The following is a 20,693-nucleotide window of genomic DNA, read 5'->3' as shown; positions in this document are numbered from 1 at the left end:
GGGACAATGCCCCTTCGCGTCATTTTCATGGGGACGCCGGAGTTTTCGGTGCCGACATTGCGCGCAATTGCCGATGCCGGACATGAGGTCGCGGCCGTCTACACGCAGCCGCCGCGAGCCGCCGGCCGGCGCGGCCTTGAGCTGACGCCGTCGCCGGTACAGCGCGAGGCGGAACGGCTGGGCATCGAGACGCGCACGCCGACGTCGCTCAAGGGCGAGGCCGAACAGGCAGCTTTTCGCGCGCTGCAAGCCGATATCGGCGTGGTCGTGGCTTACGGCCTGCTGCTGCCCAGGGCGGTGCTTGAGGCGCCGCGACTGGGCTGCATCAACGGCCATGCCTCGCTGTTGCCGCGGTGGCGCGGTGCGGCGCCCATCCAACGGGCGATTATGGCGGGCGACAGCGAAACCGGCATGATGGTCATGCGCATGGAAGAAGGCCTCGACACCGGCCCGGTGGGGCTGGTTGAAAAATGCGTCATCGAACCCGATATGACCGCCGGCGATCTGCATGATCGATTGATGAGCGTCAGCGCCGCACTGATCGTGGAAGCGCTGGCGCGGCTGGAAAGGAATAGCCTGGCGTTCACCGCCCAAGCGGTTGAGGGGGTGACCTACGCCAAAAAGATCGATAAATCCGATACGCACGTGGATTGGACGCGACCCGCGGCCGAAGTCCACAATAACATTCGCGGCCTGTCGCCCTTCCCCGGCGCCTGGTGCGAGGTTGAAATTGGTGGCCGGGTGGAACGGCTGAAACTGCTTCGCTCGACGCTTGCGCAAGGCATGGGCGAACCGGGAGGAATTCTCGACGACCGCCTGACGGTCGCCTGCGGAGCGGGCGCGATCCGGCTGGTCGAAGTTCAACGGGCGGGCGGAAGGCCCGCCGCCGCGCAAGAATTCCTGCGCGGGACCAAGATCGAAAAAGGAATGAAATTGTCATGAGCATGATGTCGATACGCGCGGCGACGCCGCGGGATCGCGAGGCCATCCGCCTCGTCGAGGAACACGCTTTCGGCCAGCAGGCGGAGGCCGGGCTGGTTGACGCGCTGGTTTCCGGCGGCGACGCCGTTGTCGAACTGGTGGCGGAAGAAGACGGGCAAGTGGTTGGCCACATCCTGTTTTCGCGGCTTTTCGCCCGCACCGGCGGCAAGGATTTCCCGGCGGTGGCACTGGCGCCGCTGGCGGTGGAGCCCTCCTTTCACGGCACCGGCATTGGCGGCGCGCTGATCCGCGAGGCTCACATCCGCCTGCGCGACGCCGGCGAGATGCTGGCCGTGGTGCTGGGCGACCCCACCTACTACGGCCGTTTCGGCTACAGCCACGCGCGCGCCGAAGGATTCGAGAGCGAGTACCAGGGCGAGGCGCTGCAGGCGCTGGCCTGGGGCGACGCTCCCGAAACCGGCCGGCTGGTCTACGCCTCGGCCTTCACCGCACTCGCCGCCTAGGCGAGTGCGTATAGCCGCCCGACATGCCGCGTTTTCGCCTCGACATCGAATATGACGGCAGCCTGTTTGCCGGCTGGCAGCACCAGGCGGACCAGCCTTCGGTGCAGCAGGCGATCGAGCAGGCGATCGAAAAATTCTGCGGCCAGCAGGTCCGCTTGCGCGCTGCCGGCCGTACCGATGCGGGCGTGCATGCGACGGCCCAGGTGGCGCATGTCGACCTGGCCAAGGCCTGGCCGGACGACAAGGTGCGCGACGCCGTCAACGCGCATCTGCAGGCCGCCGGCAACCGCATCGCGATCTTGAAAGCAACGACCGTCGTCGACGGCTTCGATGCCCGCTTCTCGGCTATCGGCCGTCACTATCTCTACCGCATCCTCAACCGGCGCGCGCCCTCGGCGCTGGAAAAGGGCAAGGTATGGTGGGTGCCGAAGCAGCTTGACGCCGCTGCCATGCACGAAGCAGCCAAAGTGCTGCTCGGGCGGCATGATTTCACCACCTTCCGTTCCACGCAATGCCAGGCCGAGAGCCCGGTGCGCACGCTCGACCGTCTTGACGTCAGCCGTTCGGGCGACATGATCGAAGTCAGAGCCTCGGCGCGTTCCTTCCTGCACAACCAGGTGCGCTCGATGGTCGGCTCGCTCAAGCGCGTCGGCGAAGGCGCATGGACGGCCGGCGATCTCAAGGCGGCGCTCGAGGCGCACGACCGCGCCGCCTGCGGCCAGGTGGCGCCGCCCGACGGGCTTTTTCTGATCGGCGTCGATTATCCCGGATAGAGTCCCGAAAGGCTCTGAGCTCCGGTGTCCGGAACCGTGATGCCAAGCAGCGCCTGCAGCCCGAACAGCACGATCAGCGAAGCGATGAACATGCCAACGAAGACAGCGGTCCCGATTGCGGCCCCCCTGCCGATGGTCGCGTTGGTCATGCGCCAGGTCAGCACCATCGACAGCGCGAACAACAGCAGCGACACAAGGCTGGAGATCTGGCTCGCCGAGGTCAGGAAAAGCCTGATCAGCGCGGACGGCAGCATCAGCCAGGCGGTGATGGCAGAAGCCCAGTTCGAGGCCACGACATAGTGCACGAAGCGGCCGCCGATGCCGGCGCGCGGCGCGACCAGAGCGAGTGCGACCAGAGGCAGCACCCAGGAACCGATATCGACTGTCGCCAGCCGCAACAGCATGCTGAAGCGGCCCGCGAAGGCATCGGGATCGCCGATCTCGTTGGCGATGCCGACCCAGCCGACGATCAATGCCGGCGCCGCGACGACGATGGCGAAAAAGGAATTCCAGAAACCATCGGCAGACAGGTCGAGCAGACGCAGGCCATCGGCCCTGCCGAGCATCAGTCGCCAGGCGCCGGTCAGCGAAACTTGGGTCTCGTCCGCCGAAAGCATGCTGCTCAGTCCTGTCCGAACCAGTCTTCGATGAAGCGCTGATAGATTTGCGTCAGCGTCTCGAGATCGGCAAGGGCGACGCGCTCGTCGACCATGTGCATGGTCTTGCCGACCAGGCCGAATTCGACAACCGGGCAATAGTCCTTGATGAAGCGCGCATCCGAGGTGCCGCCGGAGGTGGATAGCGCCGGTTCTCTGCCGACCACCGCCTTGACCGAGCCGCTCAACGTCTCGATCAGCCTGTCGTCGCGGGTCAGGAAGACATGGCTCGGCCGGTCGCGCCAGACGAGTTCGTAGTCGACCGGCATCTCCTTGCCGGGCCGATATTTCCTGCGGCCCGCCGCCTGGTCGAGACGGTTGTGGATTTCGGCCTGTATGGTCTCGGCGGTCCAGCTGTCATTGAAGCGGATGTTGAAGGTGGCGGTCGCCTTGGCTGGAATGACGTTGGTGGCCGGGTTGCCTACGTCGATGGATGTCACCTCCAGATTGGTCGGCTGGAAATCCTTCGTGCCCTCATCGAAGACGGGATGCAGCAAAGCATCGACCAGGCTCATCAGCCCGCGTACCGGATTGTCGGCAAGCAAGGGATAAGCGACATGGCCCTGGCGGCCATTGACGATGACGTCGCCCGACAGCGAGCCGCGCCGGCCGATTTTTATCATGTCGCCGAGCGCAGCCGGGTTGGTCGGCTCGCCGACGATCGATGCATCCCATTTCTCGCCCCTGGAAGCCGCCCATTCGAGCAGCTTCGTGGTACCGTTGATGGCCGGGCCTTCCTCGTCGCCGGTGATCAGCAGCGAGACCGAGCCCTTCGGGCCGCCATTCGTCTCGACATGGCGCGCTATCGCGGCGATGAAACAGGCGATGCCGCCCTTCATGTCGACCGCACCCCGGCCATACATCTCGCCATTGGCGATCTCGGCGCCGAAGGGCGGATGCGTCCAGGCGGCTTCGTCGCCGACCGGCACCACGTCGGTGTGTCCGGCGAACATCAGATGCGGGCCATTGCCTGAGCGCCTGGCATAAAGGTTTTCGATATCGGGCGTGCCGTCTTCCGAAAAAATCGGGCGATCGACGAGGAAGCCGAGCGGTTCCAGCATCGTCTGCAACGCGGTCAGCGCACCGCCTTCGGCCGGCGTCACGGAGGCGCAACGGATGAGGGCGGCGAGGTTTGCGGCGGGATCGGTCGGCAGCGTCATGGCAAAAGCGATAGTCGAAAGCTGAAGGCCTGTCACGGCCAGACGTAGGGGCCAGTCCTATGACCGGCGATACCGCCGACATTATGGTTTTCATGTCGTATAGTCGTGGGCCCGGTGCGGAGCGACTGGATGGCAAACGGGGACAAGAGAATCGTCATTGCCGGCGCCGGCAGCATCGGCTGCTATGCCGGCGGCTGCCTGGCGCTCGCCGGGCGCCAGGTGATTCTGCTTGCCCGGCCGCGCATCGAGGCGGCTCTGCGGCAAGGCGGATTGCGGGTCAGCGACCTTGAGGGCCGCGACCGGGGCCTCGAGCGGCAAGCGCTTGCCGTCACCACAGATCCAGCCGCCGCCTTGCCGCAGGCGGACGTGATCCTGGTCACCGTCAAGAGCGGCGCGACGCGGGAAATGGCTGCGCTCATCGCCGCACATGCCCCGCCGGACGCCGTGGTGGTGAGCCTGCAGAACGGCATCGACAATGCCGACAGGCTGCGCGCCGGTGTCGACGGGCGAACAGTGCTGGCGGGCATGGTGCCGTTCAATGTCGTGCAATCGGCCGACGGCGAATTGCCGCTTCGTGTCCACCGCGCCAGCGACGGCAAGGTCATGATCGAGGACAGCGATGCCGGTCTGATCAGCCTTCTCGGCGTCGAAGGGTTCCGGGTTGAAGTCCATGCCGACATGAAAGCCGTGCTGTGGGGCAAGCTTTTGATGAATTTGAACAATGCGCTGGTGGCGCTTTCGGGCCTGCCGCTGGCGAGCGAGCTTGCCGACCGGCGCTGGCGGCTGATCCTGGCAAGACAGATCGACGAGGCGCTCCAGGCCATGAAGGCGTCGGGCATCGAGCCGGCGCGGATCGCCGGCTTGCGGCCGGCGCTGTTGCCGATAGTGCTCCGCCTCCCCGATTGGCTATTCAGGCTGCTGGCGCGGCGGATGCTGGCCATCGACCCGGAGGCGCGTTCCTCCATGTGGGACGATCTGCAGCGCGGCCGGCCGACGGAGATCGGCGATTTGCAAGGCGCCGTTCTTCGCCTGGCGCAAGAAGCGGGCACGCCGGCGCCGACGGTCCGGCGGATCATCGCCCTGGTGCGTGAAGCGGAAGCGGCCGGCCGCGGATCGCCCGGTTTCGGCGCGGATCAGGTCGCCGCGCCTGAAGCGCGTCGCGTCTGAATGAATTCAGGCGACGCGGATCAGGCCTTCATTTTCATGCATACCGTCAGTAGCGTATCGCGATGATGGGCGCTCAGGGTTCGGCCGGTGCATTGGTGCGCTTGCCATAGCGGTTGGGTCCCGGCTTGCCCGGAAACAGGCAAAGCACGACGAAGGCGACGATCGAGACGACCGGCACGAACAGGATCAACGCCGCGATGCCGGGCTTGTCGAGGTCGTGCAGCCGCTTCACCGCCAGTGCGATGTTCGACCACAGCGAGGCGATGAAGGCGATGAAGAAGACGAACGACCACATGTTGCTCTCGGGCGAGCCTTCCGGCACCAGCGTGAAACGATAGAGCGGGAAGGCCTGGATGATGGCCACGAGCAGCCCACCAAGAAAATAGGCCGCGCGGCTGACGCGGCCCGATGTCTTGAAGAAAAGCCAAGTAAGGTTGGATCTGTCAGGCAAGCGGGTCCCGTCCATATTGATTGACACCCTGGGCGCCTTCGAGAACGCCGAGACCGATCAGCGTCCACCAGCCCGACTTGTCGCGGTCGTGCCAGCGTTTTGCATAGAGAGCAATCGCGAAATAGATCGACGCCAGCGCGACGAGCATGCCGATCCTGCCGCCGCCTGCGGTCGTGAAGCGCGTGCCGAGAATCGCATCGAGAATGAAGACAACAATACCGATGACGATGAATATACCGATGCCGGCCCAGAACTTGGCGCGATTGATGCGGCTGTCGAAGCTCGTCAGCAGATACTTCCAGTCCATGTCACCCCTCCATGTTGAACCGGCGCGACCGATCGTCGCGCCGGCGGAAGGTGCGCCCGCTTTCCAAAAAGATCAATCGCGCAGCAATTCGTTGATCGACGTTTTGGACCGGGTCCTGGCATCGACCCGCTTGACGATGACCGCGCAATAGAGACTTGGACCCGGCTCATTGTTCGGAAACGGCTTGCCAGGCAGCGAACCGGCTACGACGACGGAATTCGGCGGCACTTCGCCGTAGAAAATCTCGCCGGTGGCGCGGTCGACGATCTTGGTCGATTGGCCAATGAAGACGCCCATGCCGAGCACAGAGCCCTCGCGCACGATGCAGCCTTCGACCACTTCCGAGCGCGCGCCGATGAAGCAATTGTCCTCGATGATGGTGGGACCGGCCTGCATCGGCTCCAGCACGCCGCCGATGCCGACGCCGCCCGACAGGTGCACATTCTTGCCGATCTGGGCGCAGGAGCCCACCGAAGCCCAGGTATCGACCATGGTGCCCGAATCGACATAGGCGCCGACATTGACGAAGGACGGCATCAGCACGGCGCCCGGCGCGACATAGGCCGAGCGGCGCACGATCGACGACGGCACGGCGCGGAAACCGGCCTTCTCGAAATCGACGGCGCTCCAGCCGTCGAACTTCGACGGCACCTTGTCCCACCACACGGCCTGGCCGGGACCGCCCTTGATGATCTCCATCGGGTTCAGCCGGAAGGACAAAAGGACGGCTTTCTTCAGCCATTGGTTGACATGCCACTGGCCATCGGCCTGGCGCTCGGCAACGCGGGCGGTGCCGCGGTCGAGCAGATCGAGCGCCGACTGGATGGCGTCGCGTGTCTCGCCTCTGGTCGCCGTCGAAATCGCGTCACGTTCCTCGAAGGCCTTGTCGATGGTCTTTTCGAGGCTCGCCAGATCCGGCTTCGACATGAATTCGCTCCATTACCAGGCTGTTAAGGGGCTGAGCCTTAACCTGTTTTGAAAATCGCGCGGACCCTATGTGAAGGCAGAGTAGGGGTCAATCGCGACTGCGCCATGTGACGGCGCAAGTGAATGAAATGGACGGACCTGACATGACACCCATGGAAAAGGCGGGCTGGACGCCGCTGCCGCATTCGGACGAGGATCTGGAGCGGGCCAGGAGCGTGCCGGACACGCCGCAGACGCGCGCCGAGACCTACCGCCTGGCGTGGAACGATCCCGACTTCATGACGCGGCGCGAACTGCGCGCGGTCAGGCTGCAGCTCGAACTCCTGAAGCCGGAGATGATCCTGGCCGAGCGCGGTATCCGCTCGACCGTGGTCCTGTTCGGGGGCGCGCGGCTGCCTGAACCCGGCGGCGAGGCCTGGGCGGCCAAAAACGAGACGCAGAAGAAAAACCTCGAGGAAAACAGCAAATATTACGAGGAAGCGCGCAAATTCGCCCGCCTGTGCTCGCAGCAATCGGCCAGTTCATACTACCGCGAATATGTCGTGGTGACCGGCGGCGGGCCCGGCGTGATGGAAGCGGGCAATCGCGGCGCCGACGATGTCGGCGCGCCCTCGATCGGCCTTAACATCGTTCTGCCGCACGAGCAGGCGCCCAATGCCTATGTGACGCCGGAACTCTGTTTCAACTTCCACTATTTCGCCATCCGCAAGATGCATTTCGTCATGCGCGCGAAGGCCGTCGCGGTGTTTCCCGGCGGCTTCGGCACGATGGACGAATTCTTCGAGACGCTGACGCTGATCCAGACCGGGCGCATGGAGCGCGTGCCGGTGATCCTGTTCGGCAAATCCTTCTGGAAACGGGCGATCGATCTCGACTTCCTCGCCGAGCAAGGCACGATCAGTCCCGGCGACCAGGACATCATCGATTTCGTCGACACCGCCGACGAGGCCTGGGGCATCGTCAGCCGGTTCTATAAGTTAGGGGAGTAAGGGAGTAGGGCAGTAAGGCAGTATATCTAGAATCAAGGGCTGAGAGCGCCCCTCATCTTCCTACTGCCCTACTGCCCTACTGCCCTACTGCCCTACTGCCCTACTGCCTTATCCCCACGACTATCTCCGTCAGAAACCCGGCCAAATCGTCGGTGACGAAGTCGACATCATCTTCCTGCGCCGGATCGCGCTCCCAGATTTCGGAGAATGTCGGCTCGAAATTGCGCGGCACCACCAGGACCGTCGTCATGCCCAGTGACTTCGGCACGGACAGGTTGCGCGCGAGATCCTCGAACATCACCGCATTGTGGCCGGTGACGGCGTGAAGTTCGGCGAATTTCTCGTAGGTCTGGCGCGCCGGCTTGGGGTTGAGCCCGGCGGCGACGATATCGAAGATGTCGTCGAAATGATCAAGGATGCCAAGCTGGCGCGCAGTGCGCTCGGCATGCCTGCGGTCGCCGTTGGTGAAGATGAACTTGCGGCCGGGAAGCTGGCGAATGGCGGTGCCGAGGACGGGATCCGGCACCAGCCAGGAATAGTCGATGTCGTGGACCTTCTCGAGGAAATCGTCGGGGTCTATGCCATGACGCGTCATCAGCCCGTTCAGTGTCGTGCCATACTCCCGATAAAGTTCCTTTTGCAGCTTGCGCGCGTCCTCGCGAGGTAGCGACAGCAGTTCCCCGACATAGGCGGTCATCTTGACGTCGATCTGCGAGAACAGATTCGAATGATGCGGATAGAGCGTGTTGTCCAGGTCGAACACCCAGTCGGTGACATGGGCGAAGCGAGCGGGGTCGGGGTGTGTAGCCATGCGCCCCTTATGGCACGAAACGGACGATCTTGAAGGGGCTTTATCCACAACTTCTACGCGCCGAAAGTGGCAGAACAGTCTCACCGTTCAAATTTTAGGCATCCTGGAAAGGTGGCCTTCAGGGCTTGCTGGCACAGAGGCGGTCCAGTGGGAGCCAGCGATGAGCAGTATAATTCTGAAGTCCGCCACCATTGCTTTCGTCTCCGTCGCGGTTTCGCTCCTTCTGACCCTGATCATCGTCCCCGCCATGGGATTCCCGGTCAACCGCATGATCTGGCTGACCTCGACATTGTGTCCGCTGGTTCTTGCATGGGCGGCCTGCGCAAGCACGTTCTGGCACAGCGACAGGCTGAAGTCGGCGCATCGCGACCTTGCCCGCACGCACGCCCAGCTTGCCGCAGCGCATCGCCGGCTGGCGGAAAAGGCCAGCCGCGACGACATGACGGGCATGCTCAACCGGGAAAGCTTCTTTGCCGTGCTCAACGGCTCCCGGCACAAGCCCGATCGCGGCGCCTTGCTGATCATCGATGCCGACCATTTCAAGATGATCAATGACAGTTTCGGCCATCTGACCGGCGACGACGCGCTGCTCCTGATCGCCAGCGCCATCAAGCGCGGGGTGCGCGACGGCGACGTCCTCGGCCGCATCGGCGGCGAGGAGTTCGGCGCATTGCTGGTCGGAGCCACGGAACGGGAAGCCAAGCGCGTTGCCGAGCACATCCGCCGCGAGGTCGAGCTGATCCGCTTCCGGCCCGTGGACGAGCGGACCATTCCGCTGACCGTCAGCATCGGCGGAACCCTCTGCGACGAAAGCGCCAGCGTGTCGGAGCTGATGCGGGCCGCCGACCGGCGCCTCTACCAGGCCAAACATCGGGGACGCAACCTGGTGATCCTCGACACCGACATCTCCGAGGCGGCCTGAACGGGCTGATCCAGCATATCGGCTTGTTAAGGAGTCTCTAACCCTGTTTGCACTCGGCTGCGCATTGTTCCGGCTTGCAACCAGTTTTGGCACGCTTCTGGCTTCGATGATGAAGCATGTGCCGTTCAGGGAACATGCCTGGATGTTCAGGGAACATGCCTGGATAGAGACCCCGTCGAGAGACCTGTCATGAGTTTCCTTATCAAGAAGATATCGCGCCGAATGATCATGCAGACGCTGATCGCGGTGCCTGCCCTGTCGCTGTTCCGCAAATTGCCCGATGCGGGTTCTTCCGAAGCCGCCCCCGATGAGATCGTCGAGGTCAATGGCTGGATCCTGAAGCGGAGCGACCTGGCATGATCTTCGACAGTTATGAGGCGTTTCGCGCCGCGAATTTCACGCCCAGGGTCTGCGTTCTCGGCTCCGGCCCGGCCGGCACCACGATCGCCAGAAAGCTCGGCGCCGCCGGCATATCGGTCGTGGTGCTGGAGGCCGGCGGCAGGGAGTTCAGCGACACCTCGCAAGATTTCTACCGCGGCACCACGGTCGGCGATTTCTATTTCGATCTCGATATCACCCGGCTGCGGTTCATGGGCGGCAGCTCGAACCACTGGGCCGGCTGGTGCCGCGTGCTCGACAAACAGGATTTCGAGCCGAAGGCGTGGGTGCCGGACACGGGCTGGCCGATCCGGCGCAGCGACATCGAACCGTATCTGGGCGAAGTGCGCGACATCCTGGAACTGCCGGATTTCCGGCCGGACGCGCCGATCTCGGACGACATCCGCTGGGTGCAGCTGATCAAGAGCGGTGCGGTGCGCTTCGCTGAAAAATACGCCGACGAGCTCGACAAGAGCAGGAACATCGCTGTCGTGCTCAACACCTGCGCCGCCGAGCTTGCCGGCGACGGCAGACGCGTGACCGGCGCCAGGCTGTGGTCGCAGGGGCAGGATGCCGGCTTCTTTAGCGCCGATTATTTTATCGTCAGTACCGGGGGGCTGGAGAATTCGCGGCTGCTTTTATGGTCGAACCAGCGCTCCAATGGCGGCGTCGTGCCGAACGCGACGGCACTTGGCCGCTACTGGATGGAACACCCGACCTTCCAGGGCGGCAACGCCATCCTGTCCGACTATGGCGCATTCGAGGTCGATGCGGTGAACGAGGCCTTCTTCTCGCCGATGCCGGCCGCGATGGAGCGGCTGCGGATCATGAATTTCGGCATCAGGCTGATCGAGACGCCCTATCCCGGCGTCAAGGACCTGATCGCGGATCTCGCCTGTACGGCGCCCAACATGGCGGAGTGGCTATCGGGCAGGCTCAACCAGAACCTGCGCTGCGCGGCCCAGCTCTATGTCGCCTGGGAGCAGGCGCCGCTGGCCTCGAATCGGGTCGAGCTGTCGAAGACCGTGGTCGACCACGCCGGCGTGCCGCGCATCGAGCTGCACTGGAAGAAATCGGACCTGGAACGCCGCACGCTGCTCGAAGGGCTGAGGCTTTTCGGGACGACGCTAGCCCAGAAGAACCTGGGCCGGGTGCGTATAGCCGACTGGATTTCGAATGGCGGCGACTACCCGACGGACGAGGAGACGGCCGGTCACCATCACATGGGCGGCACGCGCATGGGCACCGATGTCGCCACAAGCGTCGTGGATGCCAATTGCAAGGTGCACGGCATGGACAATCTCTATGTCGGCGGCTCCTCGGTGTTCTGCACCTCGGGCCAATGCAACCCGACGACGACGATCACGGCGTTGGCCTGCCGGCTCGGCGAGCATCTCGGCAAGGTGGTCACCGCCTGATCGTTCCGCAGCCCCGCGAAATCACCTCATCCCGGCAAGGCCGCGTCACATAATGGCGCGGCCGCCGGAGCGGCTCAAAGGCCGTGGAGATGCGCACCAGCACGGCGGCGACGCAGCTTTCCGGAATTGCCCTATGCCCGCCGTTCCGACCTGCCGAAACGCCGTTCGAGATAGGCCTGGCCGAACTCCAGCGTGATCGACAGGATCCAGTAGATCATCGAGGCGGTGATCAGCATTTCGATATGGCGGAACTCCGTCTGGCCCATGGTGCGGGCGAGATACATGATCTCCCAGACGCCGACGACCGACACGAGGGATGAGTCCTTCAGCATGGCGATGAACTGGTTGCCGGTCGGCGGGATGATGACGCGCATGGCCTGCGGCAGGATGACCAGCCCCATGGTCTGGCCGGGGCTCAGTCCAAGCGCGGTGGCGCCTTCGCTCTGTCCGCGCGGAATGCTTTCGATGCCGGCGCGGAAGATCTCGGTCATGTAGGCGCCATAACACAGCGACAACGCCAGAATGCCGGCCGGCACCGCGCCGATCACGTAACCGACCTGCGGCAGGCCGAGATAGATGATGTAGATCTGCATCAGCAAAGGAAGGCCGCGGAACAACGAGGTGTAGAAAGTGGCCAGCCCGTACACAATGCCGTTTCCGGTCAGTTTGGCGATGGCGCCGACAAGTGCGATGGCTGTCGCGATCAGGATCGAGATCGCCGAAATGTAGAGCGTGGTGGTGACGCCCTGGGTGATCAGGAAGCCGATCTTCCTGGCGATGAAGGCAAGCGACAGGTCGAAGGAATAGAAGAACAGCATCAGGAGCACGAACAGTTCGATCCAGACGCCGACGATCTGCTGCCGCCGGGGCAAAAGCAGCAGCAGCTTGCAATTCACCAGCACAATGAGCGCGATCAGCACTGCGGAAACGGCGCGCGACAGGGCAGGGTTGGCCTGCAGCCAGCCGGATGCAACTGGAATCACCGAGCCGATCCAGCTTGACTTGATGCCCATCGCGTAAAGGCCGGCGGCCAACAGCGCCAGCACGAGCGCCGCCGCTGCGCGGCGGGTGATCCCCGGATAGAAGAGCATCAGCCTGCCGATCATGCCGTCACCTTGTCTTTCGTGGCGGCATGACGTTCTCGCCACCAGTCCTGCGCCTGCAATTTCCAGTAGGTGAGCTGCGCGGCCGCCAAGCCGGCGGCGCCGCCGGCCCAGCTCAATCCGAATGGCGCGAACTGCCGGTACCGGTCCGAAACGCCCAGAATGCCTTCCGCAACGACTTTTCCGGCGATCGCCGTGGTGTTGAGACCATGGCCGCCGAAAGCCGTGCAATACCAGACGCCCGGCTGCAATTCGCCGATCTGGGGCATCAGGTGACGGGCATAGGACATCAATCCGGACCAGGCCAGTTCGGTCTTGAGGTCCGCAAGCTGCGGATAGGTACCGACCATCTCGCGGCGCAATTCGCGCGCTAGCGCGTAGGCAGAAGCGGCGCGCGTGGTGATGCGCCCGCCCCACAAAAGGCGATTGCCGCCATCGACCAGCCGATAATAGTCGCCGGCCCGCCGGTTGTCGCCGACCGCGTCCGTGGTCGCAACGGCTTGCGCGATCAGGCGCGGCGCCGGCTCGGAAACCATCACATAGGTCGCGATGGGCAGGAAGGCGCGGTGGAGCTGGGTGAATACCGGGCCGGTGTAGCCGCCGGTAGCCAGCACGACGCGAGTTGCCCGAAGCGTGCCCTCTCGCGTGCGCAGCATCTTTTGCGGCCCCGACAGATCACATTGCACGACTTCGGAGCTCTCATGGATGCTGCCGCCAAGCCGCTCGATCTCATCGGCCACGGAACGCAGATAATTAAGCGGATGGATGTGAAAGGCTTTCGGGTCGCGCAGGCCCTGATAGTAGCGAGCCGATTTAAGCACCGAACGGACGTCTTCTCTGCGCAGATATTGAAGCTCGTATCCGTGGTCGCGCGCCGTCTGGTCGGCATAGGCCTTGAGCGCGTCGCCATCGTCGTAGCGCAGGACGCTGACCAGCCCGTCGCGCGGCGTGGCGGCCGATATGTCGAGCGCCTCGATGGTGTGACGCACGAATTCGACGCCCTCGATCGACAGCCGGTGCAGTTGCCGCGCGGCCTCCTTGCCGACGCGCGCGGCAATGGTGTCGCCGCCGGTGGCGAAGCCAGGCGTGACGAAGCCGCCATTGCGGCCGGAGGCGCCGAAACCGACGACCTGGGCCTCCAGCACGGCGACGCGCAGCCCGGAACGCGACAGTTGCAACGCCGTGGTCAGACCGGCCAGTCCTCCGCCGACGACGGCCACGTCACAGTGCGCCTCGCCGCGGAGCGGGGGCCTGATCTTCCGGTCGATCATGGTGCGGGCGTAATAGGTGTCCGGATAGGCCATCGGCGACTTTCAACTGCATCCCGCTCAGAGTCAGGAAAAGCGCGTAGCGCTTTTCCCTGGGGAATTGCGCAAGAACAAAAGGTTTAGAGAGGGGTGGCGATTGTTTCAAACGCTGAACCGCTCCAGCATCTGACGCGTGATGCCCGCCGGTCGCCGAGCGGCGGCCGGCGGGCAATCCAACGTCATTTGGCGCTGTAGTCCTTGCCGTACCATTTCGTGGTCAGCGCGGCGAGCGTGCCGTCCTTCTTCAGCTCGGCGATGATGCCCGAAACCTTTGCGGTCCAGTCGGGGTCGTTCTTCTCAGCGATGACCACGAGCGGTTCCCGGAAGGCATATTCCCCTTCGAGGATCTTCACGGGATAGCCGTTCTTGATGGCGTTCTGCGCCGTCTGCTCCGGAGCGATCACGGCATTCAGGCGGACGCCGTCGCCAAGCCGCAGGTCATCGAAGGGAAGCATGGAATCGGCGAAGGTGCGGATCTCGCCGGGCTCCAGCTTGTATTCGACGGGAGGCAGGCCGGGCGCGTCGATCTCAAGCTTGCGGCGGATGAAATCCTCCGAGGTGGTGGCCGTCTCGACGCCGATCACCTTGCCGTTGAGATCGGCGACCGACTTCGCGGTGCTGTCCTTGTGCACGACGTAGACATAGGGGCTGTAGTAATAGATGCCGACAAAATCGATCACCTTGGAACGGGCCTTGGTCGGCGTGACCGAGCCGACGCCGAGGTCGTAGCGCCCTTGCCAGCGGCCGCCGGTCAGGGTCGCCCAGTCGGGCGTCTCGAACGAGACCTCGACCCCCAGCCGTTTGCCGATCTCGCGCGAGACATCGATGTCGAAGCCGGCGAGCTCGTTGCTGTCATTGAGAAAGCTTTGCGGCGGCCAGGCGGCGTTGGTGGCGACGACCATCGCCTTCTTCGACGTGACGCGATCCAAAGTTTCTCCGGCCATGGCCGCCGTCGTGATCGCGAATGTCGCGACGGCAAGAATGGCGAAATCGAGCAGTTTTTTCAAAGTTATCCTCCCTTATGGATGCAGCTGAAATGACGGTACCTGCGTCGGGCACCAGTGGTTGTTTCGATCGGCCTCGTCCGCGACGTCTCCGCGGCGTACCGTGGCGTTCGGCTTGCGGATGCAAGTCCAACGCGGCTCGGTGTCGATTTGCGTCCATCGCAGCCGAAGCTGTTCCCCCTCATGGACTGGCGTTTGTGACAGTTGACACTCAGGTCGCGAAAAGCAGGGTTCCACCCGGCGAAATGCCGGATAATGGCAGCCATGCAGTCATTACGTGCCGTGAGGCGGCAAAATGCCGGATATTTGCGCCTTGCGCAGCCTGCACCGGCGGTTCCTGAGGATTGTCGCGGCGGTGGTTCAGCCGATAGGATCGCGCCGAGCGATTGGACGGGTTCCAGGGCGGATCGAAGGAGAGGATTGATTGTGGAATTGACCGAAAAAGATCGCCAGCTGCTCGCGCTGATGCAGAAGAACGCGCGTGAGCCGGTCGCATCACTGGCGCGTCAGCTCGGCGTATCCCGGACTGCCTTGCAGGAGCGCATACAAAAGCTCGAGGCGGGCGGGGTCATCGAAGGCTACGCGGTGCGGCTGACCAAGGAGGCGGCACAGAATTCCGTCCACTGTTTCACCTTCGCCGCCCTGAACAACAAGAGCTACCCTGACGTCTCCAGGAAGATCAAGGCGATGCCTTCGATCCAGGCGGTCTATGCCATAACCGGCGAGTGGGACCTGATCATCCATGTCGCGGCCGAGACGCTCGAGAAGCTGAACCGGGAAGTGAATGCGCTGAATGAAATCAGCGGCATCGTCAAAACCGCATCGCATGTGGTGATGGAGACGAAGTTCAATCGCAACATCTATGCCGCACTGTAGGAAGGGCGAGGTTTCGCTCGCCCCTGCCCATCCAAATCCGGCTACACAGTCGCCGGGTCGAGTGCGGGCTCGCCCATGCGGCGAGCGACGATCGCCCCGAAATCAGCGGTCTGGAATGTGTCGCGCAGCGCGTCGAAGGACGGCAGCACGAAATAGACGCGCTGGAACTTGTCGATTTCGTAGCCCGTGCGCATCACCGTTTCCAGGTCGAAAGGCGCATGGTGCGCATCCTTGCTTTCGACCGCGAACTGCAACTCCGTGAAGGATGACATCAGACCGGCGCCGAAGGCCTTCAGCGGATGACCACTCTCCTGCATGAGGCCGTATTCGGCCGTGTACCAGTAGAGCCGGCTGATCATTTCGTCGCCGCCGAGCGCGATGATGTCGCCGGCCTTCTGGCCATACATCTGCATGAAGTCGGCGAAGACCGGCTGCGACAGCACCGGCACATGGCCGAAGAAATCATGGAACATGTCGGGTTCGACGATGTAGTCGAGCTCCTGCTGCGTCCGCAGCCAGTTGGTGACGGGGAAACGGCGGCTGGCGAGATGGTCGAAGAAGGGCGCGGCCGGGATGAGCCCTGGCACGGCGACGATCTCCCAGCCAGTGAGCTTGCGCAACTTGGCACTGACTTCGTCGAAGTCCGGGATGCGGTCGAGCAGGCCGAGCTTGTCGACGCCGTCGAGATAGGAATGGTGGGCGAGCTTGCGCGTCAGTTTCGTCTGGCGGTCGCACAGCGTGCGCCACACCGCCTGTTCCTCGGCGCTGTAGTCATAGCCTTGCGCCACGGTGAAATCGGCACGGCAGACCGAGTAGTCGCCGCGCAACCCTTGAGCCGCGCAGTCGCGGGCATATTCGGCAACGCTCATTGTCGTCATGGTTTTCTCCTCGCCAATCTTGAATTTCCGGATGTGCCCGAAGTTAACCGGACTTGCGGAGGCAAATCGGTTTTGGTGATGGCCGGAATGAGGATTTTTGGATAACATCCACTCGGAATGTGCCATAGCGGAGTGAAAATGCCTCAATTCGACGATTTCGAGATCAAGATGCTCGATATCCTCCAGCGCGACGGACGCAAGCCGGTCTCCGAACTGGCGCAGGAGATCGGCCTGTCGACGACACCTTGCGCGCGGCGCTTCGAGGCGCTGCAGGAGGCCGGCATCATCAAGGGCTTTGCCGCCGTGCTCAGCCGCCGTGCCGTCGGCCTGACGGTCGAGGTGTTCATCCAGGTGCGGCTGGTCAGCCACAGCGACGGTTCGCCCGAGAGTTTCATCGCCGCGGTCCAGCGCATGGACGAGGTATCATCCTGCTGGACGATGACCGGCGACCACGACTTCCTGCTGCATGTCATGGTGCCGTCGGTCGACGAACTCAACGCCTTCGTCATGCACCGGCTGATGCGGCTCGACGGTGTGCGCGACGTCCACACGCAGCTCGTGCTGCAGAACATCAAGGGACCCGGCCACGTGCCGCTCGGACATCTGCGGCGGTGATGGCGCCGGCCAGCATGGGCGGACCACCCATGAAGAGGTCCCGCCATGAAGCTCGTTCTCCATGCGCTGGTATACGCAGATGGACGGCGACTCTGGTCCGCGAGTCTGGGGATTTCTGACGCGCGATGGCCGGATGAAAGATGGCCGATTTCCGGAGCGCGCCACAGGACGCGGAAGAGCAATCGACGGTGTTCGAACGGACGGCATGGAAACCTGCCGTGCTCGCGGCCATGCATTCGCACCGCGCCTGACTTTTTCACGCTGGCCGTTATCAGGCTGCGCGCTACTTCCTGGAAGCAGAGGGTGTCCGGCAGGAGGAAGCGATGGAGCTTGTCACCCATAAAAAGATGAAAGAGGGCCGGCTGATGCCTTGGGGAAAAGGCACCGTCGTCAGCGGCGCCAGGGGCTATGTCTTTCTCGCCGGCAATACGGGCACGGCCGAAGATTACGACCCGTCGACGGGCAAAGGTGGCGCCGTCGGGGACGCGGCGACGCAATGGCGCTCCATTTTGACGACCATCAAATCGGACCTGGAGGAGCTTGGCAGCTCGCTCGAGCATCTCGTCAAGATCACCCAATATGTCAAAGGACCATTTCCGGACGGCGGCGTTCTGAGTTCCCCCAATTTCCGGCTGGACGTCATGGACGAATTCTTCGCCGCGCACTGCCCGAAGCACTGCAGCTACAACAATCCGCCGCCATCGGAGGTAATCGGGGTTGCCGCACTTGCGCATCCCGATCTCGTCATCGAGATCGTGGCGATCGCCGCTCTACCGGACTAGCGTCCGGCGCGACAGCCCACAAATGTCAGGGCACGATCAGCGTGCCGGCGCCGTGCTCGGTGAACAGTTCAAGCAGCACCGAATGCGGCGTCTTGCCGTTGAGGATGACGACGCCTTCGACGCCGCGCTCGATCGCCTCGATGCAGGTCTCGACCTTCGGGATCATGCCGCCCGACACCGTGCCGTCCTTGATCAGCGCCTTGGCCTCGGCGACCGTCAGCTCGTCGATCAGCTTCTTGTCCTTGTCGAGCACGCCCGGCACATCGGTGAGGAACAGAAGACGCGAGGCCTTGCAGGCGCCGGCGATGGCGCCGGCGAAGGTATCGGCATTGATGTTGTAGGTGTGACCATCGCGGCCGGGCGCCACAGGTGCCAGCACCGGGATCATCTCGGAGCGCGCCAGAAGGTCGAGCAGCGTGCGGTCGACCTCGACCGGCTCGCCGACGAAGCCGAGATCGAGCACGCGCTCGATGTTGGAGTCCGGGTCGATCATGGTCTTGCGCGCCTTTTCGGCGAACACCATGTTGCCGTCCTTGCCGCACAGGCCGATCGCCCATTCGCCCTCGGCGTTGATGAGTGCGACGATCTCCTTGTTGATAGAGCCCGCCAGCACCATCTCGACGATCTCGACCGTCTTCTGGTCGGTGACGCGCAGGCCGCCCTCGAATTTGGATTCAATGCCCATCTTGTTGAGCATGGCGCCGATCTGCGGCCCGCCGCCATGGACGACGATCGGGTTGACGCCGGACTGTTTCAACAGCGCGATGTCGCGCGCGAAGGCTTTGCCGAGTTCGCTGTCGCCCATGGCGTGGCCGCCATATTTCACCACCACCGTCTTGTTCTCGTAGCGCTGCATGTAGGGCAGCGCCCGCGACAGCAGGGCGGCCTGCATTTCGGCGGTGGCGGCGATGTCCGTCATCGGCGTGGTTCCCTGGCTTTTGATTTCATGCCTGTCGTTGCCCCAAAACCGCTGCGCATTTTTGGCGACATGCATCAGGTAAAGACGGCGGCGTCTTAGCGGGAATTGACGCGGGCCGCAAACGGCTTTGCTGTCATATTCGGGCGGCTCACGACCTCGTCATCACTTAAGGCACCATAAGCGGCGCCCTGCGGCCAAGCCAACCGGAGATCTTCTCCATCTGCGCGGCCAGGGACAAAAGCGTCTCCTCGTCACCGGGGCGGCCCGCGGCCTGGACGCCGAGCGGCAGGCCGGCTTCGGTGACGTAAACAGGGAGCGCGATGGAAGGCTGGCCGCTGACATTCTGGATCGCCGGCCAGTGAGTGAACCACAGGCTCTTGTCCATCAACTGGCCGAACAGCGGTTCGATCCTGAGCAGCGCCGTGAGGCGAAGCTTGTCGAGCATATTCTCGATGAGCTCGTCGGCACCCTTCGGGTCCATCGCACCGCAAGCGAGCGGCGGGTGGGCGATAACAGGCATCAGCACGGCGTCGTAACGCGCCGTCTCCGCAATCAGTTGCCGCGAGGCGGCATGCAGCCGCTGCAAGCCGGCATAGGTCTCGCCGGCCGAGACCATTTCGCCCAGTCGGCCGAGCACCCGCGTCGCGCGCTCGATGTCGCCGGTGACGGTGCGGCCGACGCGCACCGCCTCGGCCCGCAACATGCCTGCGACAGCCGAGGCAACCGTTCTGCAGAAATCGGCGAAGAAGTCGCGACCGATGGAGGGCAAATCGATTTCCTCGACGCTGTGGCCGCCCTCGCGGGCGAGCGCCACCGCGGTATCGAGCGCTTTCAGCGTCTCGGCCGAAATCGGCAGGCCGAGCGGAGAGTTCCGGTACATTGCGAGCTTGAGCTTGCCGGGATCGCGCGCGGCAGCCGCGGCGAACGCACCCTTCGGCGGCGGCGCGACATAGGGTGCGAGCGGGTCGGGGCCATGGGTGAGGTCAAGCAGCAGGGCGCAATCGCGCACCGAGCGGGTGACGGCATGGTCGACCACCATGCCGTACCAGCTTTCGCTCACCAATGGCGACAGCGGGACGCGGCCGCGCGAGGTCTTGAGACCGACCAGCCCGGTGCAGGCAGAAGGCACGCGGATCGAGCCGCCGCCATCTGAGGCATGCGCCACCGGCACGACGCCGGCGGCGACCAGTGCCGCAGCGCCGCCGGACGAGCCGCCGCTGGTGTGGCCGGTGTTCCAGGGATTGCGGGTGATGCCGAAGGCTTTTGATTCGGTCATCAGCCGCAGCCCGTGTTCGGGCGATGTCGAGGTGACGATGGGTGTCAGTCCGGCGGCGAGATAGCGTTCGGTCAGCACCGAACTGACCTCGGGCATCCAGGCGGGGATGCGGCTGCCGCCATGCGACGGCACGCCCTTGATGGCGATGCCGAGATCCTTGATGGCGAAGGGCACGCCGGCCAGCGGTAGGGAACGATCGATGCCCTTCGCCCGGCTGCGCGCCGCATCGTAGAGTGTCTCGGCCGTGGCATTGATTTCAGGCCGGCTGGCCTCGGCGCGCGCGATCGCCGCGTCGACCAGTTCGACCGGCGAAACCTCGCCCTTGCGCACCAACGTGGCAAGGCCGGTGGCGTCTTCTTCCCACAGCACTCGTTCGACCGACATGCGCGCTCCCCCGATCCAGGCAAGGTAACCAGCGGCCAATCCGTTGGCAATCGAGCGATGGAACGAGTGCGGCGCGCTGCGGAAAGCTTTGGGTGTACGGAAATTTGCGCCGTTGCAAATACATCGCAATCCCCTAATTTGCCGA

At 63.8% G+C, this 20,693-nt stretch carries 23 protein-coding genes; 11 read left to right on the top strand and 12 right to left on the bottom strand.

Annotated features, from left to right (window positions below; genetic code table 11):
* Nucleotides 1–6 precede the first annotated feature (6 nt).
* From fmt to truA, 3 genes are read left to right on the top strand one after another with little or no spacing between them, the layout of a single operon-like run.
* Nucleotides 7–942, top strand: a complete 936-nt coding sequence (gene fmt / locus FJ490_RS10725) for a methionyl-tRNA formyltransferase (protein ID WP_140514325.1) — start codon at nucleotides 7–9, stop codon at nucleotides 940–942.
* A complete protein-coding gene (locus FJ490_RS10720) occupies nucleotides 939–1,445 on the top strand; it encodes an N-acetyltransferase (RefSeq protein WP_140514323.1) in 507 nt (168 codons plus the stop codon). Before fmt ends, FJ490_RS10720 begins: the two co-directional genes overlap by 4 nt.
* Before the next feature lie 23 nt (nucleotides 1,446–1,468).
* On the top strand, nucleotides 1,469–2,218 hold the full coding sequence (gene truA / locus FJ490_RS10715) for a tRNA pseudouridine(38-40) synthase TruA (RefSeq protein WP_140524228.1): 750 nt from the start codon (nucleotides 1,469–1,471) through the stop codon (nucleotides 2,216–2,218).
* On the opposite strand, the gene FJ490_RS10710 is transcribed toward truA, so the two are convergent.
* Together FJ490_RS10710 and dapE are read right to left on the bottom strand one after the other, a co-directional pair.
* A complete protein-coding gene (locus FJ490_RS10710; RefSeq protein ID WP_140514320.1) occupies nucleotides 2,206–2,835 on the bottom strand; it encodes a transporter in 630 nt (209 codons plus the stop codon). The two genes, truA and FJ490_RS10710, sit on opposite strands and share 13 nt — an antisense overlap.
* 5 nt (nucleotides 2,836–2,840) lie before the next feature.
* Nucleotides 2,841–4,034, bottom strand: a complete 1,194-nt coding sequence (gene dapE, locus FJ490_RS10705; RefSeq protein WP_140559065.1) for a succinyl-diaminopimelate desuccinylase — start codon at nucleotides 4,032–4,034, stop codon at nucleotides 2,841–2,843.
* 129 nt (nucleotides 4,035–4,163) lie between these two features.
* Between dapE and FJ490_RS10700 the strand changes: the two genes are divergently transcribed.
* On the top strand, nucleotides 4,164–5,201 hold the full coding sequence (locus FJ490_RS10700) for a 2-dehydropantoate 2-reductase (protein WP_140655286.1): 1,038 nt from the start codon (nucleotides 4,164–4,166) through the stop codon (nucleotides 5,199–5,201).
* Nucleotides 5,202–5,274: 73 nt separating this feature from the next.
* Here FJ490_RS10700 and FJ490_RS10695 read toward each other — a convergent pair whose 3' ends face one another.
* From FJ490_RS10695 to dapD, 3 genes are all read right to left on the bottom strand, one after another.
* On the bottom strand, nucleotides 5,275–5,652 hold the full coding sequence (locus tag FJ490_RS10695) for a DUF805 domain-containing protein (protein WP_224646216.1): 378 nt from the start codon (nucleotides 5,650–5,652) through the stop codon (nucleotides 5,275–5,277).
* A complete protein-coding gene (locus FJ490_RS10690; protein ID WP_140655284.1) occupies nucleotides 5,645–5,959 on the bottom strand; it encodes a DUF805 domain-containing protein in 315 nt (104 codons plus the stop codon). Before FJ490_RS10690 ends, FJ490_RS10695 begins: the two co-directional genes overlap by 8 nt.
* A 72-nt stretch (nucleotides 5,960–6,031) precedes the next feature.
* The gene (gene dapD / locus FJ490_RS10685; RefSeq protein ID WP_140491451.1) at nucleotides 6,032–6,886 is read right to left on the bottom strand and encodes a 2,3,4,5-tetrahydropyridine-2,6-dicarboxylate N-succinyltransferase; all 855 of its coding nucleotides are present in this window, start codon (nucleotides 6,884–6,886) and stop codon (nucleotides 6,032–6,034) included.
* Nucleotides 6,887–7,029: 143 nt separating this feature from the next.
* On the opposite strand from dapD, the gene FJ490_RS10680 reads away from it, so the two are divergent.
* Nucleotides 7,030–7,875, top strand: a complete 846-nt coding sequence (locus FJ490_RS10680) for an LOG family protein (RefSeq protein ID WP_140491453.1) — start codon at nucleotides 7,030–7,032, stop codon at nucleotides 7,873–7,875.
* Nucleotides 7,876–7,975: 100 nt separating this feature from the next.
* Here the strand turns inward: FJ490_RS10680 and FJ490_RS10675 are convergent, their stop codons facing one another.
* Nucleotides 7,976–8,686 (bottom strand): pyrimidine 5'-nucleotidase, encoded by a 711-nt coding sequence (locus FJ490_RS10675; protein WP_140491455.1) that lies wholly within the window; start codon nucleotides 8,684–8,686, stop codon nucleotides 7,976–7,978.
* A 160-nt stretch (nucleotides 8,687–8,846) separates the two neighbouring features.
* Between FJ490_RS10675 and FJ490_RS10670 the strand changes: the two genes are divergently transcribed.
* From FJ490_RS10670 to FJ490_RS10665, 3 genes are all read left to right on the top strand, one after another.
* Nucleotides 8,847–9,608 carry a GGDEF domain-containing protein gene (locus tag FJ490_RS10670; protein ID WP_140491457.1) on the top strand — a complete coding sequence of 254 codons (762 nt, stop codon included), beginning with the start codon at nucleotides 8,847–8,849 and terminating at the stop codon, nucleotides 9,606–9,608.
* A gap of 189 nt (nucleotides 9,609–9,797) precedes the next feature.
* Nucleotides 9,798–9,968: a hypothetical protein gene (locus FJ490_RS32650; protein ID WP_181165184.1), complete on the top strand. Its 171-nt coding sequence runs from the start codon at nucleotides 9,798–9,800 to the stop codon at nucleotides 9,966–9,968.
* Nucleotides 9,965–11,404 carry a GMC family oxidoreductase gene (locus FJ490_RS10665; protein ID WP_140728798.1) on the top strand — a complete coding sequence of 480 codons (1,440 nt, stop codon included), beginning with the start codon at nucleotides 9,965–9,967 and terminating at the stop codon, nucleotides 11,402–11,404. Before FJ490_RS32650 ends, FJ490_RS10665 begins: the two co-directional genes overlap by 4 nt.
* A gap of 131 nt (nucleotides 11,405–11,535) precedes the next feature.
* Here the strand turns inward: FJ490_RS10665 and FJ490_RS10660 are convergent, their stop codons facing one another.
* The 3 genes from FJ490_RS10660 to FJ490_RS10650 all read right to left on the bottom strand — a co-directional run bounded on the left by FJ490_RS10660 (nucleotide 11,536) and on the right by FJ490_RS10650 (nucleotide 14,758).
* Nucleotides 11,536–12,510, bottom strand: coding sequence for an amino acid ABC transporter permease (locus FJ490_RS10660; protein ID WP_140728797.1), 975 nt, complete (start codon nucleotides 12,508–12,510; stop codon nucleotides 11,536–11,538).
* Nucleotides 12,507–13,811 carry an FAD-binding oxidoreductase gene (locus FJ490_RS10655; protein WP_140662440.1) on the bottom strand — a complete coding sequence of 435 codons (1,305 nt, stop codon included), beginning with the start codon at nucleotides 13,809–13,811 and terminating at the stop codon, nucleotides 12,507–12,509. The genes FJ490_RS10660 and FJ490_RS10655 overlap by 4 nt, the downstream gene beginning before the upstream one ends.
* A gap of 182 nt (nucleotides 13,812–13,993) precedes the next feature.
* Nucleotides 13,994–14,758, bottom strand: a complete 765-nt coding sequence (locus tag FJ490_RS10650; protein ID WP_246672623.1) for a transporter substrate-binding domain-containing protein — start codon at nucleotides 14,756–14,758, stop codon at nucleotides 13,994–13,996.
* 315 nt (nucleotides 14,759–15,073) lie between these two features.
* Here FJ490_RS10650 and FJ490_RS10645 point away from each other — a divergent pair, with 315 nt between their 5' ends.
* A complete protein-coding gene (locus FJ490_RS10645; protein ID WP_224519054.1) occupies nucleotides 15,074–15,694 on the top strand; it encodes an Lrp/AsnC family transcriptional regulator in 621 nt (206 codons plus the stop codon).
* Nucleotides 15,695–15,735: 41 nt separating this feature from the next.
* Here FJ490_RS10645 and phhA read toward each other — a convergent pair whose 3' ends face one another.
* A complete protein-coding gene (phhA, locus tag FJ490_RS10640; RefSeq protein ID WP_140728795.1) occupies nucleotides 15,736–16,572 on the bottom strand; it encodes a phenylalanine 4-monooxygenase in 837 nt (278 codons plus the stop codon).
* Between the two features lie 138 nt (nucleotides 16,573–16,710).
* On the opposite strand from phhA, the gene FJ490_RS10635 reads away from it, so the two are divergent.
* On the top strand, nucleotides 16,711–17,187 hold the full coding sequence (locus tag FJ490_RS10635; protein ID WP_140491470.1) for an Lrp/AsnC family transcriptional regulator: 477 nt from the start codon (nucleotides 16,711–16,713) through the stop codon (nucleotides 17,185–17,187).
* A 323-nt stretch (nucleotides 17,188–17,510) separates the two neighbouring features.
* On the top strand, nucleotides 17,511–17,969 hold the full coding sequence (locus FJ490_RS10630; protein ID WP_140559074.1) for a RidA family protein: 459 nt from the start codon (nucleotides 17,511–17,513) through the stop codon (nucleotides 17,967–17,969).
* Nucleotides 17,970–17,994: 25 nt separating this feature from the next.
* Here FJ490_RS10630 and argB read toward each other — a convergent pair whose 3' ends face one another.
* Together argB and FJ490_RS10620 are read right to left on the bottom strand one after the other, a co-directional pair.
* Nucleotides 17,995–18,888, bottom strand: coding sequence for an acetylglutamate kinase (gene argB, locus FJ490_RS10625; protein WP_140491474.1), 894 nt, complete (start codon nucleotides 18,886–18,888; stop codon nucleotides 17,995–17,997).
* 166 nt (nucleotides 18,889–19,054) lie between these two features.
* Entirely contained in the window at nucleotides 19,055–20,548 is a 1,494-nt protein-coding gene (locus FJ490_RS10620; RefSeq protein WP_140524235.1) for an amidase, read from the bottom strand.
* Nucleotides 20,549–20,693: the final 145 nt, after the last annotated feature.

The sequence above is a fragment of the Mesorhizobium sp. B2-5-11 genome, from assembly GCF_006440835.1.
Classification (GTDB): Bacteria; Pseudomonadota; Alphaproteobacteria; order Rhizobiales; family Rhizobiaceae; genus Mesorhizobium.
The sequence above is the reverse complement of the archived record's forward strand: the minus strand, read 5'-3'. Positions and strand labels throughout refer to the sequence as shown.